Source organism: Streptomyces sirii, from assembly GCF_045690365.1.
Lineage (GTDB): Bacteria > Actinomycetota > Actinomycetes > Streptomycetales > Streptomycetaceae > Streptomyces > Streptomyces sirii.
Genome location: NZ_CP147982.1, coordinates 7,986,961 through 8,008,568, shown reverse-complemented (window position 1 = coordinate 8,008,568; position 21,608 = coordinate 7,986,961). Strand labels below are relative to the sequence as shown.

At 72.3% G+C, this 21,608-nt stretch carries 21 protein-coding genes; 5 read left to right on the top strand and 16 right to left on the bottom strand.

Going from position 1 to position 21,608, the window contains the following annotated elements:
* Window positions 1-103 precede the first annotated feature (103 nt).
* Together WAB15_RS35470 and WAB15_RS35465 are read right to left on the bottom strand one after the other, a co-directional pair.
* Entirely contained in the window at window positions 104-1,831 is a 1,728-nt protein-coding gene (locus WAB15_RS35470) for an acyl-CoA dehydrogenase family protein (protein ID WP_407288790.1), read from the bottom strand.
* 82 nt (window positions 1,832-1,913) lie between these two features.
* Window positions 1,914-2,471 (bottom strand): PadR family transcriptional regulator, encoded by a 558-nt coding sequence (locus WAB15_RS35465; RefSeq protein WP_399145450.1) that lies wholly within the window; start codon window positions 2,469-2,471, stop codon window positions 1,914-1,916.
* Window positions 2,472-2,726: 255 nt separating this feature from the next.
* Between WAB15_RS35465 and WAB15_RS35460 the strand changes: the two genes are divergently transcribed.
* Window positions 2,727-3,185 carry a DUF779 domain-containing protein gene (locus WAB15_RS35460; protein ID WP_399145449.1) on the top strand — a complete coding sequence of 153 codons (459 nt, stop codon included), beginning with the start codon at window positions 2,727-2,729 and terminating at the stop codon, window positions 3,183-3,185.
* 171 nt (window positions 3,186-3,356) lie between these two features.
* On the opposite strand, the gene WAB15_RS35455 is transcribed toward WAB15_RS35460, so the two are convergent.
* From WAB15_RS35455 to WAB15_RS35445, 3 genes are all read right to left on the bottom strand, one after another.
* Complete coding sequence (locus WAB15_RS35455; RefSeq protein WP_399145588.1) at window positions 3,357-4,304, bottom strand: hypothetical protein; 948 nt, start codon at window positions 4,302-4,304, stop codon at window positions 3,357-3,359.
* A gap of 179 nt (window positions 4,305-4,483) precedes the next feature.
* On the bottom strand, window positions 4,484-5,002 hold the full coding sequence (locus tag WAB15_RS35450; protein WP_399145448.1) for a lytic polysaccharide monooxygenase auxiliary activity family 9 protein: 519 nt from the start codon (window positions 5,000-5,002) through the stop codon (window positions 4,484-4,486).
* A gap of 50 nt (window positions 5,003-5,052) precedes the next feature.
* Complete coding sequence (locus WAB15_RS35445) at window positions 5,053-6,093, bottom strand: LacI family DNA-binding transcriptional regulator (protein ID WP_399145447.1); 1,041 nt, start codon at window positions 6,091-6,093, stop codon at window positions 5,053-5,055.
* 277 nt (window positions 6,094-6,370) lie between these two features.
* On the opposite strand from WAB15_RS35445, the gene WAB15_RS35440 reads away from it, so the two are divergent.
* Window positions 6,371-7,318 carry a nucleoside hydrolase gene (locus WAB15_RS35440; RefSeq protein ID WP_399145446.1) on the top strand — a complete coding sequence of 316 codons (948 nt, stop codon included), beginning with the start codon at window positions 6,371-6,373 and terminating at the stop codon, window positions 7,316-7,318.
* The gene (locus WAB15_RS35435) at window positions 7,315-8,796 is read left to right on the top strand and encodes an MFS transporter (RefSeq protein WP_399145445.1); all 1,482 of its coding nucleotides are present in this window, start codon (window positions 7,315-7,317) and stop codon (window positions 8,794-8,796) included. The genes WAB15_RS35440 and WAB15_RS35435 overlap by 4 nt, the downstream gene beginning before the upstream one ends.
* Before the next feature lie 125 nt (window positions 8,797-8,921).
* Here WAB15_RS35435 and WAB15_RS35430 read toward each other — a convergent pair whose 3' ends face one another.
* Window positions 8,922-10,064: a hypothetical protein gene (locus WAB15_RS35430; RefSeq protein ID WP_407288789.1), complete on the bottom strand. Its 1,143-nt coding sequence runs from the start codon at window positions 10,062-10,064 to the stop codon at window positions 8,922-8,924.
* 327 nt (window positions 10,065-10,391) lie between these two features.
* On the opposite strand from WAB15_RS35430, the gene WAB15_RS35425 reads away from it, so the two are divergent.
* Together WAB15_RS35425 and WAB15_RS35420 are read left to right on the top strand one after the other, a co-directional pair.
* Complete coding sequence (locus WAB15_RS35425; protein ID WP_399145443.1) at window positions 10,392-10,802, top strand: DUF2795 domain-containing protein; 411 nt, start codon at window positions 10,392-10,394, stop codon at window positions 10,800-10,802.
* A gap of 116 nt (window positions 10,803-10,918) precedes the next feature.
* Entirely contained in the window at window positions 10,919-11,386 is a 468-nt protein-coding gene (locus WAB15_RS35420; RefSeq protein WP_407288788.1) for a DUF5709 domain-containing protein, read from the top strand.
* Between the two features lie 86 nt (window positions 11,387-11,472).
* On the opposite strand, the gene WAB15_RS35415 is transcribed toward WAB15_RS35420, so the two are convergent.
* From WAB15_RS35415 to WAB15_RS35370, 10 genes are all read right to left on the bottom strand, one after another.
* The gene (locus WAB15_RS35415; protein WP_399145441.1) at window positions 11,473-12,222 is read right to left on the bottom strand and encodes a hypothetical protein; all 750 of its coding nucleotides are present in this window, start codon (window positions 12,220-12,222) and stop codon (window positions 11,473-11,475) included.
* Window positions 12,215-12,859: an RNA polymerase sigma factor gene (locus WAB15_RS35410; RefSeq protein ID WP_407288787.1), complete on the bottom strand. Its 645-nt coding sequence runs from the start codon at window positions 12,857-12,859 to the stop codon at window positions 12,215-12,217. Before WAB15_RS35410 ends, WAB15_RS35415 begins: the two co-directional genes overlap by 8 nt.
* Window positions 12,860-13,013: 154 nt before the next feature.
* Window positions 13,014-13,439: a hypothetical protein gene (locus WAB15_RS35405; protein WP_407288786.1), complete on the bottom strand. Its 426-nt coding sequence runs from the start codon at window positions 13,437-13,439 to the stop codon at window positions 13,014-13,016.
* A gap of 120 nt (window positions 13,440-13,559) precedes the next feature.
* Window positions 13,560-14,477, bottom strand: a complete 918-nt coding sequence (locus tag WAB15_RS35400) for a serine/threonine-protein kinase (protein WP_407288785.1) — start codon at window positions 14,475-14,477, stop codon at window positions 13,560-13,562.
* On the bottom strand, window positions 14,474-16,294 hold the full coding sequence (locus WAB15_RS35395) for an ABC transporter ATP-binding protein (protein WP_407288784.1): 1,821 nt from the start codon (window positions 16,292-16,294) through the stop codon (window positions 14,474-14,476). Before WAB15_RS35395 ends, WAB15_RS35400 begins: the two co-directional genes overlap by 4 nt.
* Window positions 16,295-16,872: 578 nt before the next feature.
* Window positions 16,873-17,289, bottom strand: a complete 417-nt coding sequence (locus tag WAB15_RS35390) for an Asp23/Gls24 family envelope stress response protein (protein ID WP_407288783.1) — start codon at window positions 17,287-17,289, stop codon at window positions 16,873-16,875.
* A gap of 51 nt (window positions 17,290-17,340) precedes the next feature.
* The gene (gene tsaD, locus WAB15_RS35385) at window positions 17,341-18,438 is read right to left on the bottom strand and encodes a tRNA (adenosine(37)-N6)-threonylcarbamoyltransferase complex transferase subunit TsaD (RefSeq protein ID WP_407288782.1); all 1,098 of its coding nucleotides are present in this window, start codon (window positions 18,436-18,438) and stop codon (window positions 17,341-17,343) included.
* Between the two features lie 138 nt (window positions 18,439-18,576).
* Entirely contained in the window at window positions 18,577-19,380 is an 804-nt protein-coding gene (locus tag WAB15_RS35380) for an ABC transporter ATP-binding protein (RefSeq protein WP_407288781.1), read from the bottom strand.
* On the bottom strand, window positions 19,377-20,444 hold the full coding sequence (locus WAB15_RS35375) for a FecCD family ABC transporter permease (RefSeq protein WP_407288780.1): 1,068 nt from the start codon (window positions 20,442-20,444) through the stop codon (window positions 19,377-19,379). The genes WAB15_RS35380 and WAB15_RS35375 overlap by 4 nt, the downstream gene beginning before the upstream one ends.
* Window positions 20,441-21,526, bottom strand: coding sequence for a FecCD family ABC transporter permease (locus WAB15_RS35370; protein WP_407288779.1), 1,086 nt, complete (start codon window positions 21,524-21,526; stop codon window positions 20,441-20,443). Before WAB15_RS35370 ends, WAB15_RS35375 begins: the two co-directional genes overlap by 4 nt.
* Window positions 21,527-21,608: the final 82 nt, after the last annotated feature.

Genomic DNA, 21,608 nt, shown 5'->3' with positions numbered 1-21,608 from the left:
TCGGGGTCTGTGGCCAGGTCCGTTCCGATCGGTTCCGGGGGGCCGGATCGCCGATGTGCTCGGCCGATCCGGCCCCCCGTTCCGTGCCGCTGCCCAGTGGCGGCTACGGCGCCATCTCGTACGCCCCGGCCAGCGCCTCGACGCGCTCCCAGACGCGCTGCGAGCGGGCGTCGTCGACGACCGGGCGACGGACCGCGCCCAGCGCCCAGCGCTGCTGTTCGGCGGTGGCGGAGCCCTTGCCGTGCAGCTCGACGGCGTGCGCGGAGAAGTCGCGTACGAGGACGGCGAACAGCTCGTCGAGCACGTCCTGCTCAAGGCCGGTCAGGCGGGCCTGCTCCAGGATCAGCTGACCGTGCACGACCAGCGCGAACAGCTGGCCGACGGCGAGCAGCAGATCGAGGTCACGGCTCTGCTCCTCGTCGGGGGCCGCGGTGGTGACGAACTCGCACAGCGCGTCGGCCTGTTCCCGCAAGCGGGCGACATTGGGCAGCTCGACGTAGGCGTCGTAGGCGGCGCGCCAGTCGTGGAAGCGGATGGCGCCCAGCCCGCGGGCGGGTCCCTGCTGGAAGAGGAACGCGTCGTCGGCCGCGTCCAGGCGGGTCTCGACGGGCGGGTACTCGGTCGGGGCCAGCAGGTGGTTGCCCATGAACTTCAAGATCAGCGCCAGGTTGACGTGGACCGTGCCCTCCAGCTTCGGCAGCCCCCGGATCTCGGTGGCGGCCTGGGCGAAGTAGGTGTCCTTCTCGAAGCCCTTGGCGGCGATCACGTCCCACATCAGGTCGATGACCTTCTCGCCCTCGGTGGTCACCTTCATCTTCGTCATCGGGTTGAAGAGGAGGTAGCGGCGGTCGTCGGGGCCGGCGGAGCGGAAGTAGTCGACGGCCCGGTCGCTGAACAGCTTCATCCCGATGAGGCGGACGTAGGCGTCGGTCAGCTCGCGGCGCACGTGCGGGAAGGCGGTGACCGGACGGCCGTAGAGGATGCGGTTCTGCGCGTGGGTGACGGCCTCGTACATCGCGTGCTCGCAGATGCCGATGGAGGCGGTGCAGAGGTTGAACTTGCCGACGTTGACGGTGTTGAGGGCGGCGTCGAAGGCCGCGCGGCCGGTGTGCAGGATGTCGTCCGGCCTGACCGGGTAGCGCTCCAGGCGGAACTCGCTGACGTACTTCGAGGAGTCGACGACGTTCTTCACCAGGTGGTACGCCTCGTGGCGGCTGTCGGCGGCGAAGAAGACATAGCCGTCCGGGCCCTCGACGTCGGTGCGGCGGCCGAAGACGGAGACGAGCCCGGCGGCGTTGCCGTTGCCGATGTAGTACTTGGAGCCGCTGGCCAGGAAGCCGCCGGCACCGTCACTGTCCGGCTCCAGCAGCATGTCGGTGGAGTAGATGTCGGCGCCGTGGGACTTCTCGGACAGGCCGAAGGCGAACACCTCGCCCTGGTCGAGGAGTTCGGCCGCGCGACCGCGGGCCGCGGCGTTGTCGCTCTGCCAGACCGGGCCGAGACCGAGGATGGTGACCTGCCAGGCGTACCAGTAGTCGAGCCCGTAGAAGCCGAAGATCTCGTTGAGGACGGCGATCCGGGCGGTGTCCCAGCGCTTGTCCTGCTGCCCGCCGGCGGCGGAGGCGGGCGTGAGGAACGTCGCGAACAGCCCTTCCTTGGCGGAGAACGCCAGGAAGTCCGCCAGCCAGGCGCGGGAGCGGTAGTCCTCGATCAGCTGGCGCTTGCCGCGCTCCTCGAACCAGTCGACAGTGGCGCGCAGCAGCCGGCGGGTCTCGGGGTCGAAGTGCGCCGGGTCGTAGGTGCGCGGGTTGAACAGCAGCGGGTCGGCCATGGGTGTTCGCCTTTCCGGCTCGGGAGTTGGGGCTGGGAAACGGAGGCTGGGAAGTCGGGTGGGTCGGGGACGGGGCGCCGGTTCAGCGTGCGGAGCCGAGCCGGCGGAGGGTGGCGAGGACGTCGTCGAGCCAGGCGAGGGTCATCCGCTCGTACGCGATACCGCCGCGCAGCACGACGTGCTGGAGCTCCTGCCCGGCGTCCAGCGGGTCGGGAGCCTCGGGGCCGGTGAAGTCGCGCCGCTCCCCCGCGAGATAGTGCGCGAGGCGGTCGGTGTGCGCCTGGTGGTGCCGTTCGACCTCGCGGATCAGCGCGGCCGGGTCGTCGAAGGCCGCGCCGCGGATCTTCACCGCGAGCTCGTGCCGGACGCTCTCGGGCTCGATCGGCTCGTGCAGCCACTGGGAGAGGGCGGCCCGGCCCAGGGCCGCGACGGAGTACTCCTTCTTGTCCGGCCGGCCCTGCTGCGGCACCTCGCGGACATCGATCCAGCCGTCGCTCTCCATCCGCTTCAGGACGCGGTAGATCTGCTGGTGGGTGGCGGTCCAGAAGTAGCCGATGGAGCGCTCGAACCGCCGGGACAGCTCATAGCCCGAGCCCGGCTTCTCCAGCAGGGAGACGAGGATCGCGTGTTCGAGCGCCATACCCCGATCCTTCTATGCAACGAGTTGCATAGACAAGGGGCGCCACGCGGGTGAGACACGGCTCACCCGCTCGCCCGGCCCCGGCGCGCGGTGGTGTGCAACCACCTCGCAACCTTGCCGGCGGTTAACTGGGCGGGGCGCATCGGCGGCCCGTTGGTCATGATCCGGCCGGTCAGGACAGGAGAGGCACATGTACCGCTGTGAGACGAGGAACCCGCAGGTCAGCTGCTTCGGCACGACGCCGGGCCGGTTCTGATGGGCGGCGGCGACGGGTGGGAGGCGGCCGTCCCCACGACCGGGGTGGCCGAGGGAGCCTCGCGCATCGCGCTCAGCGCGGCGGCGAGCGAACTGCTGCGGCTGCTGCGCGATCAGCACGGACCGCTGATGTTCCACCAGTCCGGTGGCTGCTGCGACGGCAGCGCGCCGATGTGCTACCCCGCCGGGGAGTTCCGTACGGGATCGTCGGATGTGCTGCTGGCCCGGCTGAGCGTGGCGGGGGTGCCGGAGCCGGTGGGGTTCTGGATGTCGGCGGACCAGTTCGAGCGCTGGCGGCACACGCATCTGACCGTGGACGTCGTACCGGGGCGGGGCAGCGGCTTCTCCCTGGAGGCACCCGAAGGGGTGCGCTTTCTGATCCGCTCGCGGCTCCTCAGCGACGAGGAGCGGGCCCGGCTCGGGGAGACACGCCCTGGCGGCGGCCGCGGGCAGTGGTGAGGCCCCACGCACGGGGGAGAGCGTGGGGCCTCACTTAGACAAACGGGCATCGGACGGCATCGGTTCCCCCGCGGTGGAGATTCGGCAAGAAAATCTTGTACGGGATGTGCACGGGGGCGTTTCCCGACCGGTGGCCGCGGCCCGGTAGGCAGTCGGGGCCCCGTCCGGCGGTCAGGCCTCGTCCTGGACCAACCGGTCCAGCAGCTCCTGGAAGTCCCCGCTCACCACGATCCGCAGCCCCTCGCCGTCCGGCTCGCTCAGCGGGGTCATCACGCCCCGGCGCCACCAGAACACCTTGGGGCTGATGGCGCCCGCCGCGTCCTCGTGGCCGGCCGCCGCGAACTGCGCCATGGCCTGCAACGCCGGGATGACCTGGGCGTCGTGGATGCGGTGGAACGCCAGCTGGTGCCGGAAGGGCATGGCGACCAGCGCACCGTCCGCGGTGAGCCCGGTGCCCATGATCCGCTGCACCAGCTCGTCGAGCACCAGGACCCGGCTCGCGGTGAAGAAGGAGTCCCCGAGCAGCACCTCGAACGCCGAGCCGTCGCCGCGGCGCACCGTCTCATGCCCCTCGACGGGCAGCGCCCGCAGATTGTTCATCGCCCGGATGCGCAGCTCGGCCACGTCCCCGAGGTCGGTCAGCGAGTCCTCGCTCAGCATCTGCACCGCCTCGGGCAGGTCGAGGGCGAGCACCTCGCGCAGCCCCGGCGCCGGCTCCCGGCCGTAGCGGAAGGAGTCCGAGGCCGGCAGCGTCTCCTGGGCGACGACCCGGGGGTAGAGGCAGGCCCGGATCTCGTCCCCGCTGAGGATCTCCAGCGGCTGCGGGCCGTCCATCGTCCGCAGCACCTTTCCGACGTGATCCCGGATCAGCGCGGGCCAGCTGCGCTCGCCGCGCCGGTCGCGATGGCAGACCGCGGCGAGGTTGCCGAGGCCGAACTGGCGGCCCGCGGAGTCGGTGACCAGGCCCGCGTACACGGTCACTTCGAGGCCCTGTTCCGCGAACGCCTGGCGGACCTGTGATCTGAAGACGCCGCCCTCCCGCTCGGAGAAGAAGCCGAACTCCCCGTCGCGTGCGAGTTCACGGGAATCCCGCTTCGGTCCTCGGCGGAACAGGCCCATCTCTTCCTCCCGGCAGCGGCCACCCACATCGGCCATGAATGAGCCGATCGTAACGGGTGTACCCGCCGCCCTCGTCGCCCTGCTGACTGCCGCTCACCGCACGGACCGGCTCAGGACGACGAGGTGGTGGGGACGCCGGGGGAAGTCAAGGGATGCGCCCGAGGGGGGAGGGGCTCCCTTCAGCCGCCGATATTGACGTCGATACAGGCGTAGAAGGCGTTCGCGGTGTCGGCGATGTTCCAGACCGCGAGGATCTTCTGCTTACCGGTGATGCCGCCGAAGTCGACGGTGTGGGTGACGGTCTCGGGCGGCTGGGCACCGCCGTCGTTGAACTCCGCGACTTTCTGTCCGCCGACGAAGTACTGCCAGGTGCTGGTGGAGTGACGCGCCGTCAATTTCCAGCTGAAGGTCTGGGAGCTGCCGATCGGGGTGACCTGCCAGCCCTTGGAGTCATCGTCGAGATCGGCGAACTGGCTGTTGCCGCCGCTGCAACTGGTCAGCCCCTTGGGGCCTTCGACACTCTGCGGCTCCCATTTGATCGGCCCGCATTCGATGGTGCCGGCGGCACACTGCGCCTGCCGACTGGGGGGCGAGGAGACATATCCGTGCGCGCTGGCCGGGCTCACCGGCAAGGTGACGACGAGCAGCGGGGCGATTCCCGCACCGATGGCTAAAGCCAGCCTTCTCTTCCTGTCCATGTCAACCCTTTCGCGAGGGGGGTGAAGAGCGCGAGGGTGAGGTGATTGGTCTAGACTTTACTCGCTGACCGCGTACGGTCAAGGGGTCGCGGGTCCGGCACACTGGAGGCACGGACGACGAGTTGGGGTGCGAGCCGGACCGTACGCCGCGGGCCCGGATCTCCCCCGGCCGGCCGACGGGCCAGCAACCGGGCGGCCTCGGCCGCCAGTTCGCCGACCGGCTGACGGACGGTGGTCAGCGCGGGGTCCGCGAGGCCGGCGAGCGGGATGTCGTCGAAGCCGGTGACGGCGACCTCGCCCGGTACGTCCGCGCCCAGCTGCCGCAGCCGCTGCAGCGCACCGGCCGCGATGAGGTCGTTGGCGCAGACCACGGCGTCCGGCCGGGAGGGCCAAAGGCGGTCGACGGCGGCCCGGCCCCACTCCACGGAGAAGTCGCCGAGCGCGCTGCGCCCGGGCGCCTCCGGGTCCAGGGCCGCGGCGCCCGCCTCGTAGGCCGCACGGCGCTCGACGGCCGTCGACGCGGTTCCGGCCGCACCGATGAAGCACGGGCGGCGGCGGCCGGTGGCGGCCAGATGCTCCAGCACGAGGGCCATACCGGCCGCGTTGTCGACGGCGACGGAGTCGGCGACGCCGGGGCCGCAGCCGCGGTCCAACAGCACCAGCGGAACCTGGGCGGCCGCGGCGGCCACCGCCTCCCGGCTGCGCCGCTCGTCGACCGGTATCAGCAGCAGGGCGTCGACCCGCCGGCTCAGCAGGGCGGCGATCCGGGCCGCCTCGGTCTCCGGGTCGTCGTCGCAGTCGGCGAGGAGCACCGCCCGCCCCTCGGCGTGCAGGGCGTGCTCCAGCTCCCGGACGAGGGTGGGGAAGAAGGGGTTGGTGATCTGCGGCAGGACGAGTCCGACGGTCCCGGTGGAGCGGCTGCGCAGGGCCCTGGCCACGTGGTTGGGGCGGTAGCCCAGGCGCTCGGCCGCCTCGCGCACGGTGCGGGCGGTCTCGGCGCCGACCGGGCGGGTGCCGGCCAGCACGCGGGAGACCGTGGCGATGGAGCAGCCCGACGCCAGCGCGACGTCCTTCAAGGTGACTTCGGCCACGGTGGGGTGCCCTTCGAGTCGAGCCGTACCGGCATGAGGGCGGCCACCGTACCGGATGGGGGCGGCAAACGTTATCACCGCTCACACACCGTGCCATCAGGGCGGATCAATGCCCGCGAAACCGGTCGGATGGCTCACATTCCGTTGACATCAGGTGGCGGAATGAGCCAAATTCTCGGAGAACGTTTTCCAGCGGCAGCAGCCCCCTGCGGCGCTCCCAGAGACTTCACCCGGCACCCCCCGCACCACCGTTCCGCAGAGCAAAGGGGCTCTTCCGTTGGCCAGAAAGATCATCCTCGACTGCGACCCGGGGCATGACGACGCGATCGCCATGCTCCTGGCGCATGGGAACCCCGACGTCGAGCTGGTCGCCGTGACGACCGTGGTCGGGAACCAGACGCTGGAGAAGGTGACCCGCAACGCCCTGTCCGTGGCGCGGATAGCCGGGATCACGGGCGTCCCCTTCGCGGCCGGCTGCCCCCGTCCGCTGGTACGGGACATCGAGACCGCACCGGACATCCACGGCGAGACCGGGCTCGACGGCCCGGAGCTGCCCGAACCCGCCATAGAGCTGGACCGCCGGCACGCGGTGGACCTGATCATCGACACGGTGATGTCCCACGAGCCCGGTGAGATCACCCTCGTCCCGACCGCGGGCCTGACCAACATCGCCATGGCCGTGCGCAAGGAACCGCGGATCGCGGAGCGGGTGCGCGAGGTCGTGCTGATGGGCGGCGGCTACCACGAGGGCAACTGGAGCGCGGTCGCCGAGTTCAACATCAAGATCGACCCCGAGGCCGCCCATATCGTCTTCAACGAGAAGTGGCTGGTCACGATGGTCGGCCTGGACCTCACGCACCAGGCGCTGGCCACTCCCGAGGTCGAGGAGAAGATCGCCGCGGTCGGCACCAAGCCGGCCACCTTCGTACTGGAGCTGCTGGAGTTCTTCCGGGAGGCCTACCGGGAGAACCAGGGCTTCGACCACCCGCCGGTGCACGACCCGTGCGCGGTGGCGTACGTCATCGACCCGGACGTCATGACGGTACGCAGGGCTCCGGTGGACATCGAACTGCGGGGCGCGCTGACCCTCGGCATGACCGTGGCGGACTTCCGTGCGCCCGCGCCGGCCGACTGCACCACTCAGGTCGCGGTCAAGCTCGACCACGAGCGGTTCTGGAACCTCGTCGTGGACGCGCTGGAGCGGATCGGCGACGTCACGGCATGAGCGTCTCCACCACTCAGCGCCCGCCCGCACCGGCGGGCGGCACCGGATCCGGCGTCCGCACCGGCGTCCTGCTCACCGCCCTGCTCGCGGCGTGCTTCGCCTTCCAGCTCAACGCCAGCATGCTCAGCCCCGCGCTGAAGAACATCGAGGACACCCTCGGCGCCAGCTCCGCCGAGATCGGCCTCACCCAGACCGCGTTCTTCACCTCGGCGGCGCTGTTCTCACTGTTCCTGCCGAGGCTGGGCGATGTCATCGGCCGCCGCCGGGTGCTGGCCGGCATGCTCGGCCTGATGGTCGTCGGCTGTGTGATCGCCGCGCTGGCGACCAGCGTGCCGATGCTCTTCGCGGGCCGCGTCGTCCAGGGCGTCTGCGGTCCGGTCGTCCCGCTGTGTCTGATCATGCTGCGGGTCGAGGTGTCGGAGCCGAAGCGGTACGGCACCCTGCTCGGCGTGATCACCGCGGTCAACGGCGGAATCGCCGGTGTCGACTCGCTCGCCGGCGGCTACCTCGCCGACCACCACGGCTTCGGTTCGGTCTTCTGGGCGATGGCGGTCGTGGCGGCGCTCGCCGCCGTCCTGGTCGCCACCCTCACCCCGGAGTCCAAGGCACCCGTCCTGGACGACGGCGGGAACCCCGCGGCCCAGGGGTCGGGCGCCCGCCGGATGGACTGGCCCGGTGTCGCCCTGCTCGTCGTCTCCGTCGGCTCGCTGCTGACCGCGCTCAACGAGGCGGGCAAGCTCGCCGCGGCCGACTGGACGCTGATCGCCGTACTGGTCGTCGTGGCCGCGGCCGCCTTCGCCCTGTTCTGGCGCACCGAGAACCGCAGCGGCCACCCGCTGGTCGCCACGCACCATCTCAAGCAGCGCGCCACCTGGGCCACCCTGCTGACCACCGTGCTCACCATGACCGGCGTCTTCGCCGTGATGAACGGGCTGATACCCGCCTTCGCACAGGACGCCCAGGCCGGTCTCGGGATGAGCGCCGAGCAGTCCGCGTGGTGGACGCTGTCGCCGTACGCGCTGGCCGGACTGGCCATGGGCCCGCTGGCCGGCCGTCTCGCGGCCACCTACGGTTACCGCCGCGTCCTGCGGTTCGGGCTGGTCGGCTCGGTGGCGACGGTGGTGCTGATGCTGCTGACGATGCACAGCCACTCGCAGGTCCTGCTGCTGGTGACCTCCGTCCTGGTGGGCATCGCCTACGCGGGTGTGGCGAACATCGTCCTCAACGGACTCGGCATCGTGCTCTCCCCCAGCGACAACCCGGGCTTCCTGCCCGGTCTGAACGCGGGCGCGTTCAACCTCGGTGCGGGGCTGAGCTTCGCGGCCCTCTACGCGGTCAAGACCGCCGCCGCCCCGGCGGACCCGTCGTCGCCCGGTGGCTACACCGCCGGCATGATCGCCGGTGTGCTCATCCTGGCCGCGGCCATCGCCACCTCCTTCCTGATCCCGAAGCCGGTGGCGGCCGAAGCCCAGGACTGAGGCACTCCGTACGAGCACAAGGGGCCGCCCGCCGACCGGATGTCACCGGTCGGCGGCCGGCCCCTTGTGCGGTTGCGGTACCCGCTCGGTGGCCGCCGTGGGCGGCCGGGACGGCGGTGCGGTGGTCACTCCGGCGATTGCCCCTCCGACCGGCGCAGGATGGCGCCGAGTCCGCCCTCCGGCGCCTGTTCGAGGTCGCGGACGACCACGATCTCGGCTCCGCCGGCGACCGCGCACCGCACCAGGGCGTCGTCCGCGCGTGCGGTCGCCGGGCGCTCCTCCCCCATGGCCTGCACATCCGCGCCCCGTACGGCCAGTTGATCCACTCCCTCGCCCACCCATACCTGCCGTGCGATATCCGCACCGTGCGGGCTGACCAGCAGCGTTTCGATCCGGTGCGCCCGCGCCGCCTCGACGAGGGCGGGGATGCCGGCCGCGGCCCGCGGAGCGCTCCGGCCGCCGGACCCGGCGCCCGTACGGAAGCGGTCCGTCACCTGCGCGACGTGCTCGCGCTCCCGGACGGCCCGGATCTGGGCGATGTCCCGCTCGACCAGATCGCGCTCGGCCCCGGGCGCGCGCCCGCCGTGCTCGCTCTCGTAGGTGACGGCGCGCAGCCGTGAGGGCAGCTTGTCGTGCACCAGATGCCGCTCGTGCGCCTCGCCGCCGATCAGCACGACGGCCTCGGCGCCGCTGCTGTCGAACGCCTCGCGCACCGCGTCGGCGATCTCCCCGGCGCTCTGCTCCCAGGTGCGCCCCGCCGTGGCCTGCAGATGCCGTTCGGACCAGTCGGCCGGGGCGGTGCGGGGCGGGGGACGTTCGGTGTCACCGGCCCGGCCGGTGTCGTCGGCGCCTCGCTCCCCGAGCACGACCAGGTCCGCTCCGTTGCGGTCCAGGCGGACCACGAGGCAGACGGGGTCGTCGCCGATCGCCGCCAGCAGGGGGGTGACCCGGGGTACCGGCCCCCAGGCGGCGAAGGGAGTGGCCGGGGGGCCGGGAAGCGGTGTGTCCAGCACGACCACGCCGTCGTGGGCGAAGAGCACCCGGCCGGTGTGCGCGCCCGGTGCGCTGTCGCGCGGCGCGACCAGGGCCTCGTGCACGGCCCCGCAGGTGGCCTCGTCCGCGCCGAGCGCGAAGAGCTGGGCCGTGGTGGCGCTCGCCAGCAACTCCTGTTGTTTTTCGACGTCCTCGGTGCCGTGCGAGATATCGGCGTAAACGGTTGCCCAGGGCCCTGGCCGATCGATGACCGGTCGAAGGAGCGAGAGTCGCATGGCGCTGCCTCCTTGGATTCCTCGGATTCCTCGGATTCTGCCGGTATGCGGTTGGCTGCCATCGGTATCGCGTTGCCGTCGGCGAGACGCGGTTGGCTGCCATACGAATTCCCCTTCCGGAAATGGCGTATGCATGACGGGCATATGCCTCTGCCGGACGACCCGGTCACCTTCCGTACCCGGCTGCGCGTATTGCGTAAACGGGGCGGAAAGCGCCCCTGAAACCGCGCCTGTGGCGGCCTCCGGTTGTTAGGGCGAAAGGACCGGGGAAACTGGGAGAAACGCGTCGGGTCGGTACGACACCCAGAGCCGGAGGCAGCGATGGTCATGGAACACGGAACGGACAAGACCGGACCCGCACGGGACGACGTGATGAAGAAGCAGTTGCGCGGGGAGTTCACCACGGTGCGCTCGCTGCGCACGGACGAGGAGCATGAGCTCCAGCCGGCGGGCGAGGACCAGCCCCTGGCCGCGTGGTCCCCCGAGAGCACCTTCCGGGGCGGCACACCGACCGGTATGACCGAGCAGGACGTCGGGCTGCGCTCCGAACTGGCTCAGCACCTCGGCCGGAGCCTCTACCCGGCCGACAAGAACACGATCATCGAGACGCTGCGGCGCAACAACGCACCGGACCGGCTGGTCGGCATGGCCGAGCGGCTGCCCGCGCACGAGCGCTTCGGCAATGTGCAGAGCATCGCCGAGGCCGTCGGGCTGCACACCGAGCACCGGCGCGCCTGACACCGGCTCGGTCCGTCCTGGCGCTGCCGGGCGGCGCCGGCAGGCGGACAATTGGTGATACCGGCACCTGCCGCAGTCCGCGGCGGGGCGAGCGAAGGGGAAGAGGGAGGGCGGTTATGTCCGACGACGCGATGGGCGACGAGGTCTACCAGCCGCCCCGAACCGATCCCCAGGACAACCCCAACGACCTGGACATGGAGGACGCCCTCGACGAGCCGGGGCTCGACGAGACGCTGGACACCGGCTACTCGCCCCCCGAACGGCCGTACGTGGTCAATCACGCCGGGACCACCGCACGGGAGCTGCATGACGGCGACACCCTCGAACACCGGCTGACCCTGGAGGTACCGGAGGTGAGCGCGCCCGACGGCGACGGTATCGGCGATCTGCCGGGCGGGGTGGGCGAGCCGTTGGACGCCGAGTGCGGCGACGAGCGGGCCGGGCGGCTGGTGGGCGCCGACGAGGGGTTCTGGCGTGGCGGCAGCAACGACATCTCCGCCCGGGACGTCGGCATCGACGGGGGCGCGGCGTCGGCGGAGGAGGCGGCGGTGCACATCGCCCGCGACGAGGATCTTCCCGAGTAGGCGGCGCGGTCCCCGGCGGCCGATTCGGCCCTCCGTCCAGGACACGCCCTGAGGTCTGGTTACCGGCCGCGAAAGCGGCTCCCCCGTCACCGCGCGGTGAACTGCGCGGTGGCCAGGACACTGCCGTCGGCCGCGAGCAGCCGGACGCCGGAGAGCGTGGCGGGGTCCACCGAGGCCGGGGCGCCCCAGTAGCCGTCTCCGTCGTGCAGGTCGAAGGTGCCGACTCGGACGGTGCTGCCGTCGGTGCGGTCCAGCAGGCAGGTGACCTTGCCGTCGTACGGGATTCCGGCATCGGCGAGGTCGACGTCCATGAACACCCAGCCGTGCTCCCCGGGATGGGCGTAGAGGTCGCCGACCGGCTGCCGATGCCCCGCACCGGCTCCGGTCAGCTGCGCCCACAGCACATGCGTCCCGGCCTGGACGGGCCGCACGGGACCGGCCGCCATGTTCTCGATGGCCGTGCCGAGGGCCCATCCGCCGAACCCGAAGCCGAGCGCCAGCACCGCCGCGGCGGACGCGACCCGCAGCCGTACGCCGCGGCGGAACCCCGCGCGCCGGCGCCCGAGACCGCGGGCCGTCTCGCGTCCGTCGCGCTCGGCCTGGGCCTGCGTCAGCCGCCGCGCCACCCTGGTCTCGAAGCCGGCCGGCGGTTCGCTGCGGGGCAGCAGGCCGAGCAGTCCGTCACCGACGAGGGCGAGCTGCTCGATGTACTCCCGGCAGTCCGCGCAGCGGTCCAGATGGGCGGCCGCCTCGGCCCGCTCCCGGCCCGAGAGCACGCCCAGTGCCAGCTCGGCACCGGTCTCGTGCAGCTGTTCGCAGCTCAGGTCCCTAGTCATGGCCGCCTCGCTCGGGGGTCCCGGGTTGCGGACGTGTGGGATGCGCCGACGCGGGGTGCGGTTGCGTGGGATCGGGCGAGGTGAGCGTGGCCCGCAACTTCGCCATCGCGGCCCTGATCCGCGTCTTGGCGGTGCCGAGCGGGATGTGCTCCCAGTCGGCGACCTGCTGAGCCGTCATCCCGTAGATGCCCGCCATCACCAGTGCGCGGCCCTGTTCGCCCGGCAGCCGCGCCACCGCGGCCCGCAGGGCGGACGAGGCCTCGTCGGCGAGCGCCCGGTCCTCGGGGGTGTCGGTCACCGCGCCCAGGAGGGCGTCGAGGTCCTCGGGGGCCACCGGCTCCGGCCGGCGCGACCGGACGGCGTCGATGGCGAGGTTGTGCGCGATGGTCGTCAGCCAGGCGGTCACCGATCCGCGGCGGGAGTCGTAGATCTGCGCATGCCGCCAGGCGCGTTCGAAGGTCTGCTGGGCGATGTCCTCGGCGAGCTGCGCATCGCGGGTGACCGCGATGGCCACGCCGAAGACCGTGTGCTGGAAGCGCCGTACGAACGTGACGGCCAGCTCCGGGTCGCCCGTGGCCAGACCAGCCAGCAGCGCCTCGTCCGGGATGCGTCCGACCGGGAGCTGCAACCTCTGCATACCCTTGTCTACGGTCCGCCCCGGCCAGGGGATTGCCTGGCGGTTACGGAAGACCACGCACCCATTCTCCCTCGGTGCCGACGCCTCGACGGGGGTCGGCGGGCACCGGTACACGGGCATCGGGACCGGGGGCGCGGCGGTGCTCACGGCAGGGCTACCGAACGTGTACGGACGCGGCGGGGCGGGTGACCGCGGTGGACGCGGTGCGAGTCCGCTCCACACCGCACCACACGACGAAGGCGACGACGAACGCCACCTCGGCAACCATGGACAGGACTCCGTACGGCGGGTCCCAGCCCACTTCCTGGTAGTCCGGCAGCCCGACGGTACGGGACAGCGCGAAGCCGAGCACCATGCCGGCGCTGACCGCCGTGCCCAGCAGCCACGCCGGCAGCGGGCGCGGCCGCGCCAGGCCCGCGGCGGCGACGAGCAACGCCACACTTCCGACCAGGAACAGTATTCCCATGTACGCCACTTCCTCCAGGTGTTCGGGGACGAGCAGGAGATGGACCACGGCGCTGAGGAGCGCGCAGACACCGGCCACTCCCCTCAGCGACGCCTCGGCCAGACGAGCGGACATCGGGCACCTCCTGGAGTTCGCCGGTTCGGAGCTGTCTGAGGTACGTCGTGGGCCCGGCGAATGGTTCATGATCGTCCCCGCGATGGGCGGAGACGGGACGTCCGTTCGCGGGCCCGGTGTTCAGCCGGCCGCGGCCGCACGCCGGTCGTGCGGCAGCACCCCGTCGAGTGCCGCCGCGAGCTGGGTGAGGGACGGCCGGGCCGCCGGATCGGGGGCGAGGCAGCGGTCGATCGCCGCGCCGAGGGTGTGCGGAAGGCGCCGTCGCGTGCTGACGGCGGGAGCCGGCCCGTCGAGCTGCGGATACCGGTACCGTCCGGCTTCCGCCTCCTCCTGCGATGCGCTGCCGGTGTCCCAGGTCGCCGCTCCGCTGCCGTCCCAGGTCCCGCCGTCGTCGAAGGGCACCTCGCCGGTTGCGGCCTCGTACAGGGTGCCGCCCAGTCCCCAGACGTCGGCCGCGGGGGTGAGCAGCCCGCCGCGGGCCTGCTCGGGAGCGAGGTAGCCGAGGGTGCCGATGCCCGGTGGGGCCGGGCCGGGCGGGCGGGCGACGCTCAGGTCGAGCAGCTTCGCGCGCCGGCAGCCGACCACGACGTTGGACGGCTTCAGGTCGAGGTGCAGCAGGCCGTGGCCGTGCAGGTAGTGCAGCGCCGAGCACAGTTGCAGGCCGAGCAGGGCGAGGTCGGCGGCGGCCAGCCGGCGCCGGCGGCGGTCGATGAGGTGCGCCAGGGTCTCCCCGGTGAGCGTCTCCAGCACCACGAAGGGCTGCGGGGTCCGGCCCGTCTCGTAGCCCCGGACCAGGTGCGGGTGGGTGAACGTCTGGAGCCAGCGGCCCTCTTGCAGCAGTCGCTCGCGCAGCCGCCGCTCGCCTCGCCGGTCCGGGCGCAGCACCTTCACCACGCATCGGCACTCCCGCTCCTGGCTCCAGGCGTCGTACAGATCCAGCCAGCCGGTGCGGCACAGATGGGCGAGGACCTCGTAGCGCGGGGCCACCGTCGTTCCGGCCGCCAGCGGCGGGGGCTCGGGGGCCGGCGCGCGGGTCATGGCACGACCTCGGCCGGCGCCGGGTCGCCGGGCCCGTGCAGCCGGTAGAGCCGTGCGTAGGTCGCACTGCGGCGGAGCAGCTGCTGGTGGGTGCCGCGGTCGGCGACGCGGCCGTCATCGAGCAGCAGGATCTGGGTGGCGTCGCGCACGGTGAGCAGGTTGTGGGAGATCAGGATCGTGGTGCGGCCGCGCATCAACCGGCGCAGCGGCTGCAGGACGTGCCGGCCGGATTCCGCGTCCAGGCCGGTGGTCGGCTCGTCGAGGAGGAGTACGGGCGCATCGCGGATCACGGCGCGGGCGATGGCCAGGCGCTGTCGCTGTCCGCCGGAGAGCAGCCGGCCGCGCTGACCCACCAACGTCTCGTAGCCGTGGGGGAGTTGGCTGATGAAGCGGTGGGCGTCCGCGGCGCGGGCGGCCGCGACGATCTCCTCGTCGCCGGCGTCGGGGCGGCCGTAGGCGATGTTGTCGCGCACCGTGCCGTGGAGGACCAGGGTCTCCTGGAGCAGCATGGCGACGTTGTCCCGCAGGTCGTCCAGGCGCAGCTCGCGAAGGTCGTTCCCGTCGAGGCGGATGGTGCCGTGGTCCGGGTCGTAGAAGCGCAGCAGCAGCTTGGCGGCGGTGGTCTTCCCGGCGCCGCTGGCCCCGACCAGTGCCAGCGTCTCGCCGGGCGCCACGCGGAACGAGATCCCCGACAGGGCCGGCCGGGTGGTCCCGGGGTAGCGGAAGGAGACGTCCTCGAACTCGACGCCACCGCGGGTACGGCCGAGCGCGCGCGGAGCCGGGGCCTGGAGGACCTGCGGCCGCTGGTCGAGCAGCTCGATGATCCGCTCCGCGGCGGCGGACGCCGAGAAGAAGGTGTTGCTGAGGCCGGAGATCCCGCGGATGGGACTGTAGAGCCTGCTCAGCAGGGTGAGGAAGACCATCAGGCCGCCCAGGGTGAGGTGGCCCTGGGTCAGTTGCCAGGTGCCCAGGCCCATCACGAGCAGCGCGCCGGCCAGCTCGATGAGGTCGACGACCGTGGCGTACACCGCTCCGATGCGCGCGGAGGCCATGGCCGCCCGGAACCTGCCGAGGTTCTCGCGCTCGAACCTCCGGTGCTCCCACCGTTGCCGGTTGTACGCCTGCACGAGCGCGATATTGCCCAGGGCCTCTTCGGTGAGCGCGCTGATCGAGCCGCTGCGGCGCCGCCGCTCCCGCGACGCGGCCTTCACCCGCCGGGCGAAGCGGCGGGCGGTGCACCAGAACATCGGCGCGATGACGAGGGCGAGCAGCGTCAGGTCCCAGCGCAGGTAGAACAGCACGCCGAGGAAGACGGCCAGCCGCATGACCTGGGCGATCGCGTCCACGATCCCGGAGAGCAGGAACGTCTCGACCGCGTCGACGTCACCGGTGACGCGGGAGAGCACATCGCCGAGCCGCCGCCGCTCGAAGAAGCCGAGCGACAGCCCTTCGACATGGCGGAACAGATCGGACCGCAGGGCCAGCAGGAATCGTTCGCCGACCCAGGTGGAGGTCACCTCGTCGGCGAAGTCGAGGACTCCGGCGAGGAAGGTCAGCGCCAGGTAGGCGAGCGCGATCGGCAGCAGGAGGTGCAGATCGCGCGGGACCAGCATGTCGTCGATGACGATCTTGAACAGCCAGATCTCGGCCGCGTCGACGACCGGTCCCAGCACGACGAAGGCCAGGATCACCACCAGCCAGCGCCGGCCGCCCCTGGTGTAGGGCCAGAAGCGCCGGAAGACCTCGCGCAGGGCCACCGGCGGGGCGGCCTCGACGATGCCGTCCGCGCCGTCGGGGTCCTCAACGACGGACAGCAACCGCCGCAGGCTCCAGATCAGGCGGCGCGTCGTGGCAGGGCGGGTCGTCCCCGTGCCCGTGCCTTCGCCCGGGGCGCCGGCGCGGGAGGGAGCGTCTGGCCGCGCGCTGCTCATGCCGTCTCACCCACTGATGCGGCCGGGCGGTAAGCCCGGCCGCCGACAGACACGTCGAGTGCTCAGTACCTCCCTCCATGGCCCCTGCCGTGGCCATGGCTGCGGCCGTGGCGCCGACGCCGGCGCCGACGGCGGTCATGGTCGTGTTCGCTGGTGTCCCTGCGCCGGCCCGTCGTCGAGCGGTCGCGACGGCTGTGGCCCAGCGCGGGAGCCAGGTTTTCCAGGACTCCCATGCTCTTCCCTTCCTTGTGGACCCCTCAGAACCACCATCAACCACGTATACGAAACAAACCGGAAAATGGATTCAACCCGCTGCCGGACCCCGTGCATGGTCATCGGCGCCGGCTGCACCGGCGCCGAAGTCGCCGCCCACGGCGCGCTGTTCACCGATGCCCCGGCGCGGCACTACCCGGGGCTGCGGGACCTCCCGCACCCGCTCCCGCTCGTACGGGTCGTACCGGCCGTCACCGCACCCGTTCCTCGGTCTCCTCCTCCTCTTCGGGGAGTTTCACATCGCTCACCGCGATGTTGACCTCGACGACTTCGAGCCCGGTCATCCGCTCCACCGCGGCTATCACGTCCTCGCGCACCGCCCTGGCCACGTCCGGGATGACCTCGCCGTACTCGGCGACGATGTCCAGGTCGACCGCCGCCTGCTTCTCACCGACTTCGACCTTGACGCCGTGCGTCGCGGTCGTGCCTCCCCCGGGTACGCGCTTGCGCAGCTCGCCCACGGATCGGGAGAGACCGCTGCCCAGGGCGTGCACTCCCGCCACATCCCCGGCCGCCAGATATGCGATCTTCGCGACCACGCCGTCGGCGATGGTCGTCCGCCCGAGGCTCCCCGCGTTCCGCTTCCCTTGCTCGGAAGGTCCGGTCATCGCGCATCACCCTCTGCTCCATTACGGGGACAATTCGGCCCTCTCTTCACGCTAGGGCGCGAGGCGGGAAGCCGCCTCTCTTCCTTTGCCGACCCGGCAATCGCCTTTGGGGTGCAGCGCCGCCCGCTCCAGCGGTGCCGACGGGTCGATGGACACCTCCAGCGGGGCGGGTTCGGCACCCGCCCGGACCAGCAGATCCCCGACGGCGGCGATCATCGCGCCGTTGTCCGTGCACAGCTTCAGCGACGGCACGCGCAGTGCGATGCCGGCCGCCCGGCAGCGCTCCTCGGCCAGGGCCCGCACCCGGGAGTTCGCGGCCACCCCGCCCACCACGACCAGGGTGTCCACCCGGTGCTCACGGCACGCCGCGACGGCCTTGCGGGTGAGCACATCGGCCACCGCCTCCTGAAGCGCGGCCGCACCGTCGGCCAGCGGCAGATCCTCGCCCTGGATGCGGTGCCGCTCCGCCCAGCGGGCCGCGGCCGTCTTCAGCCCCGAGAAGGAGAACGCATAGCGGGCGTCCCGCGGCCCGGTCAGCGGGCGGGGAAACGTGACGGCGCGCGGATCACCGTCCCGGGCCGTCCGGTCGATGGCGGGGCCGCCCGGATAGGGCAGGCCGAAGACCCGCGCGACCTTGTCGAAGCACTCCCCGGCCGCGTCGTCCACGGTGTCGCCCAGGTGCACGATCGGATCGCGTGCCAGGTCCCGCACCAGCAGCAGCGAGGTGTGTCCGCCGGAGACGATCAGCACCATGCAGGGGTCGGGCAGCGGTCCGTGCTCCAAGGTGTCGGCGGCGACATGCCCGGCGAGGTGGTGGACGCCGTACAGCGGCACATCCAGCGCATACGCCAGGGACTTGGCCCCGGCCAGGCCCACCTGGAGCGCACCCGACAAACCGGGGCCGGTGGTGACGGCGATCGCACCGATGTCCGCCATGCGCAGCCCCGCCGCGTCCAGTGCCCGGCGGACCACCGGCGTGAAGGAGTGGACATGGGCGCGGGCGGCGATCTCGGGGACCACCCCGCCGAAGCGGGCGTGCTCGTCCATGCTCGACGCCACCGCGTGCCCCAGCAGCCGCCCCTCCCGCACCAGCCCCGCGCCGGTCTCGTCGCACGACGACTCGATGCCGAGCACTACCGGAGAGCCCACACCGCCACCTCTTTCACCCATCTAATGCAATTGCAAGTAATAAGCAATAAGGATACGGCGGGGTGGGACGGCACAAGAGGCACCGGTCCGACGGCAGGCCTCTTCGCCCGCCCGTCCACCCGTCCGCCCATCACACCGTCAGTTGCCGCCGCGGGCCCGGGGAACGACGACCGGCGAGGCGTCGCCGGGTGCCCGCAGGATGTCGGCGTCCAGCGCGTAGAGCTCCTTGACCAGGGCCTCGTCGACCGTGTCGCGGGGAGCGCCCTCGGCGATGACGCGGCCGTCCTTCATGGCGATGACGGTGTCGGCGTAGCGGGCCGCGGCGGCCAGGTCGTGCTGGACCATGACGACGGTGCGGCCGGCGGCGGCCACCTCGCGGACGAGTTCGAGGACCTCGACGACATGGCCGAGGTCGAGGGCGCTGGTGGGTTCGTCGAGGAGGACGACGGGGGTGTGCTGTGCGAGGACCATCGCGAGCCAGCAGCGCTGACGCTGGCCGCCGGAGAGCCGGTCGAGGCGTTCGGCCGCCAGCTCGGTGGTACCGGTGGCCGCCAGCGCCTGGCGTACGGCCTCCTCGTCCTCGCGCGACCACTGGCGCAGCAGGCCCTGGTGGGGGTGGCGGCCGTAGCGGACGAGCCCGGCGACGGTCACGGCCTCGGGGGCGCGCGGCGACTGCGGCAGCAGGGCGATACGGCGCGCGGCCTGGCGCCGGCTCATCCGCCAGACGTCGGCGCCGTCGGCATGGACCGTGCCGGATTCCGGGCGGTGCAGCCGGGCGAGGGTCCGCAACAGGGTGGACTTGCCGCAGCCGTTGGGGCCGACGATCGCGGCGACCCGCCCCGCGGGAACGGCGAACTCGGCGTCCCTGACGACCGTACGGCCGGGGTATCCGGCGCTCAGCGCGCGTACTTCGAGCCCGGGAGTGGCACTCATGCTGGTCATGCCTTTCTGGTGGTCCGGTCCGAGCGGAAGAGGACCCACAGGAGGAAGGGCCCGCCCAGGACGCTGGTGACGACGCCGACCGGGAGTTCGACGGGTGCGGCGACGCGTCCCAGTGCGTCGGCCGCGACGATGAGGGCGGCGCCGGTCAGCGCGGAGCCGAGGACCGGGACGCGGGTGGCGCCGCTGAGCCGCTGGGCGAGGACCGGGGCGGCGAGGGCGACGAAGGCGATGGGGCCGCCGACACCGACCGCGATCCCGGCGAGCGCCACGGCGAGGGCCAGGGCGGCGGCCCGCAGGCGTCGCAGATCGACGCCGAGGCTCGCGGCCATGTCGTCGTCGAAGCGCAGGAGTTGCAGGTGGTGCCCGGCAGCGAGGGAGAGCGGCAGCAGGAACAGCAGGGCGATCAGGAGCGGCGTACCGACGCCACCGTCGCGCCCGTTGAGGCTGCCGACGGCCCAGAGGAAGACGCCGCCCGCGGTGTTGTCGTTCTGGCGGGACATCACGAGATCGCCGACCGCGCCGATGAAGGTGGAGACGCCGATGCCGACGACGAGGACGCGGTAGCCGCGGCCGCCCGCACCGCCCGCGCACAGTACGACGAGCGCCGCCGCGGCGACGGCGCCGAGCGGGCCGAGCCACCAGCCGCCGACCATGCCGGTCGCGGAGCCGGCCGCGGAGGCGACGACCGCGGCGGTGGCGCCCTCGTTGACACCGAGGAGGTCGGGGGTGGCGAGGCGGTTGCCGGCGAGGGTCTGGGTGAGGCAGCCGGAGACGCCGAGGGCGGCACCGACCATGAGGCCGACGAGGACGCGGGGCAGCCGGAAGTCCCGCACGATCATGACGCTCCCGGGATCGCCGGTGCCGAGCAGCCCGGAGAGGGTCTGCGCCGGGCTCATCCCCGTCGAACTCGCCATGACGGCGAGGGCGATGAGGACGAGGAGCAGCGGCACGAGGAGCGCCGCGGCGAGCGCGCTGCGGCGGGGGAAGAGCCAGGAGAGGGTGGTGGTGCGCAGGACCGTGCTGTCGGGCGGGGTGACGTCCGGTGCCGTGCCGGAAGGGGTCATGCCGAGGCTCCTGCGGTCGACAGGCGGGACGAGCGGGCGATCCACACGAGCAGCGGTCCGCCCACGAACGCCAGCAGCACGCTGACCGGTGTCTCCCAGGGCCGGATGACGATCCGGGCGAGGATGTCGGCGAGGATCACGACATCGGCCGCGATGAGTGCGGACAGGGCGAGTTGGGCGGTCATCCGCGCCCCGGCCAGCGTCCGGGCGGCGTAGGGGGCGAGCAGGCCGAGGAAGGCGATGGGCCCGGCCACCGCGACCGCGCAGCCGGCCAGCAGCGAGACCGCGGCCGCGACCACGAGCCGGATCCGGCCGGGGTGGTGGCCGAGCGAGCGGGCGCCGTCGTCGCCGAGGCCGAGCGCCGACAGCGGGCGGGCGCAGCCGAGCGCGGTGAGCAGGCCGACGGCGACCAGCGGCAGCAGCGGCACGAGGTCGGAGGTCTCCACCCCGGCGAGGGAGCCGATCGTCCAGTAGCGGTAGGTGTCGAAGGTCGCCTGGGTGCCCAGCAGTACGTACGAGGTCATGCCGTGGAAGGTCGCGCCGAGCGCGGAGCCGGCGAGGACGAGCCGCAGCGGGGAGCCGGCGGCGCGTCCGGACCCGGCGAGCAGCAGCACGACCGCGCTCGCGGCCATCCCGCCGAGCAGGGCCCACAGCAGCAGCGCGAAGGAGGAGGCCGCGCCGAAGAAAGTCAGCCCGACGACGACGGCGAAGGCGGCGCCGGAGTTGACGCCGAGCAGTCCGGTCTCGGCGAGCGGGTTGCGGGTCGCGGACTGCAGCAGGCAGCCGGCGGTGCCGAGGCAGACGCCGACGAGCACGGCGGCGAGCGTACGCGGCAGGCGTACGTCCAGGACGGCGAGCCGGAGTTGGGCGTCGGCTCGGGCGGCGGGGTCGCCCACGAGGTAGTCCCAGGCGCGGGCGGGGGAGCTGGATCCGGTGCCGACGAGCAGCGAGAGCAGCACCAGGCCCACCAGGAGGACGGCGAGTGCGGCGGCCGACCGAAGGGGAGGGCGCGCCGGGGTCGGCGGGCGCTCGCGACGACCGTATCCGGTCGTATTCGGCCGCTCTCGTTGCGTTATTGACATATGGTTAGCCTAACCTAAGTTCAGTTGGCCGGTACGGGCACTGCGCAACGCACCCGGATGCCCGGAATGACCTCATTTTTCG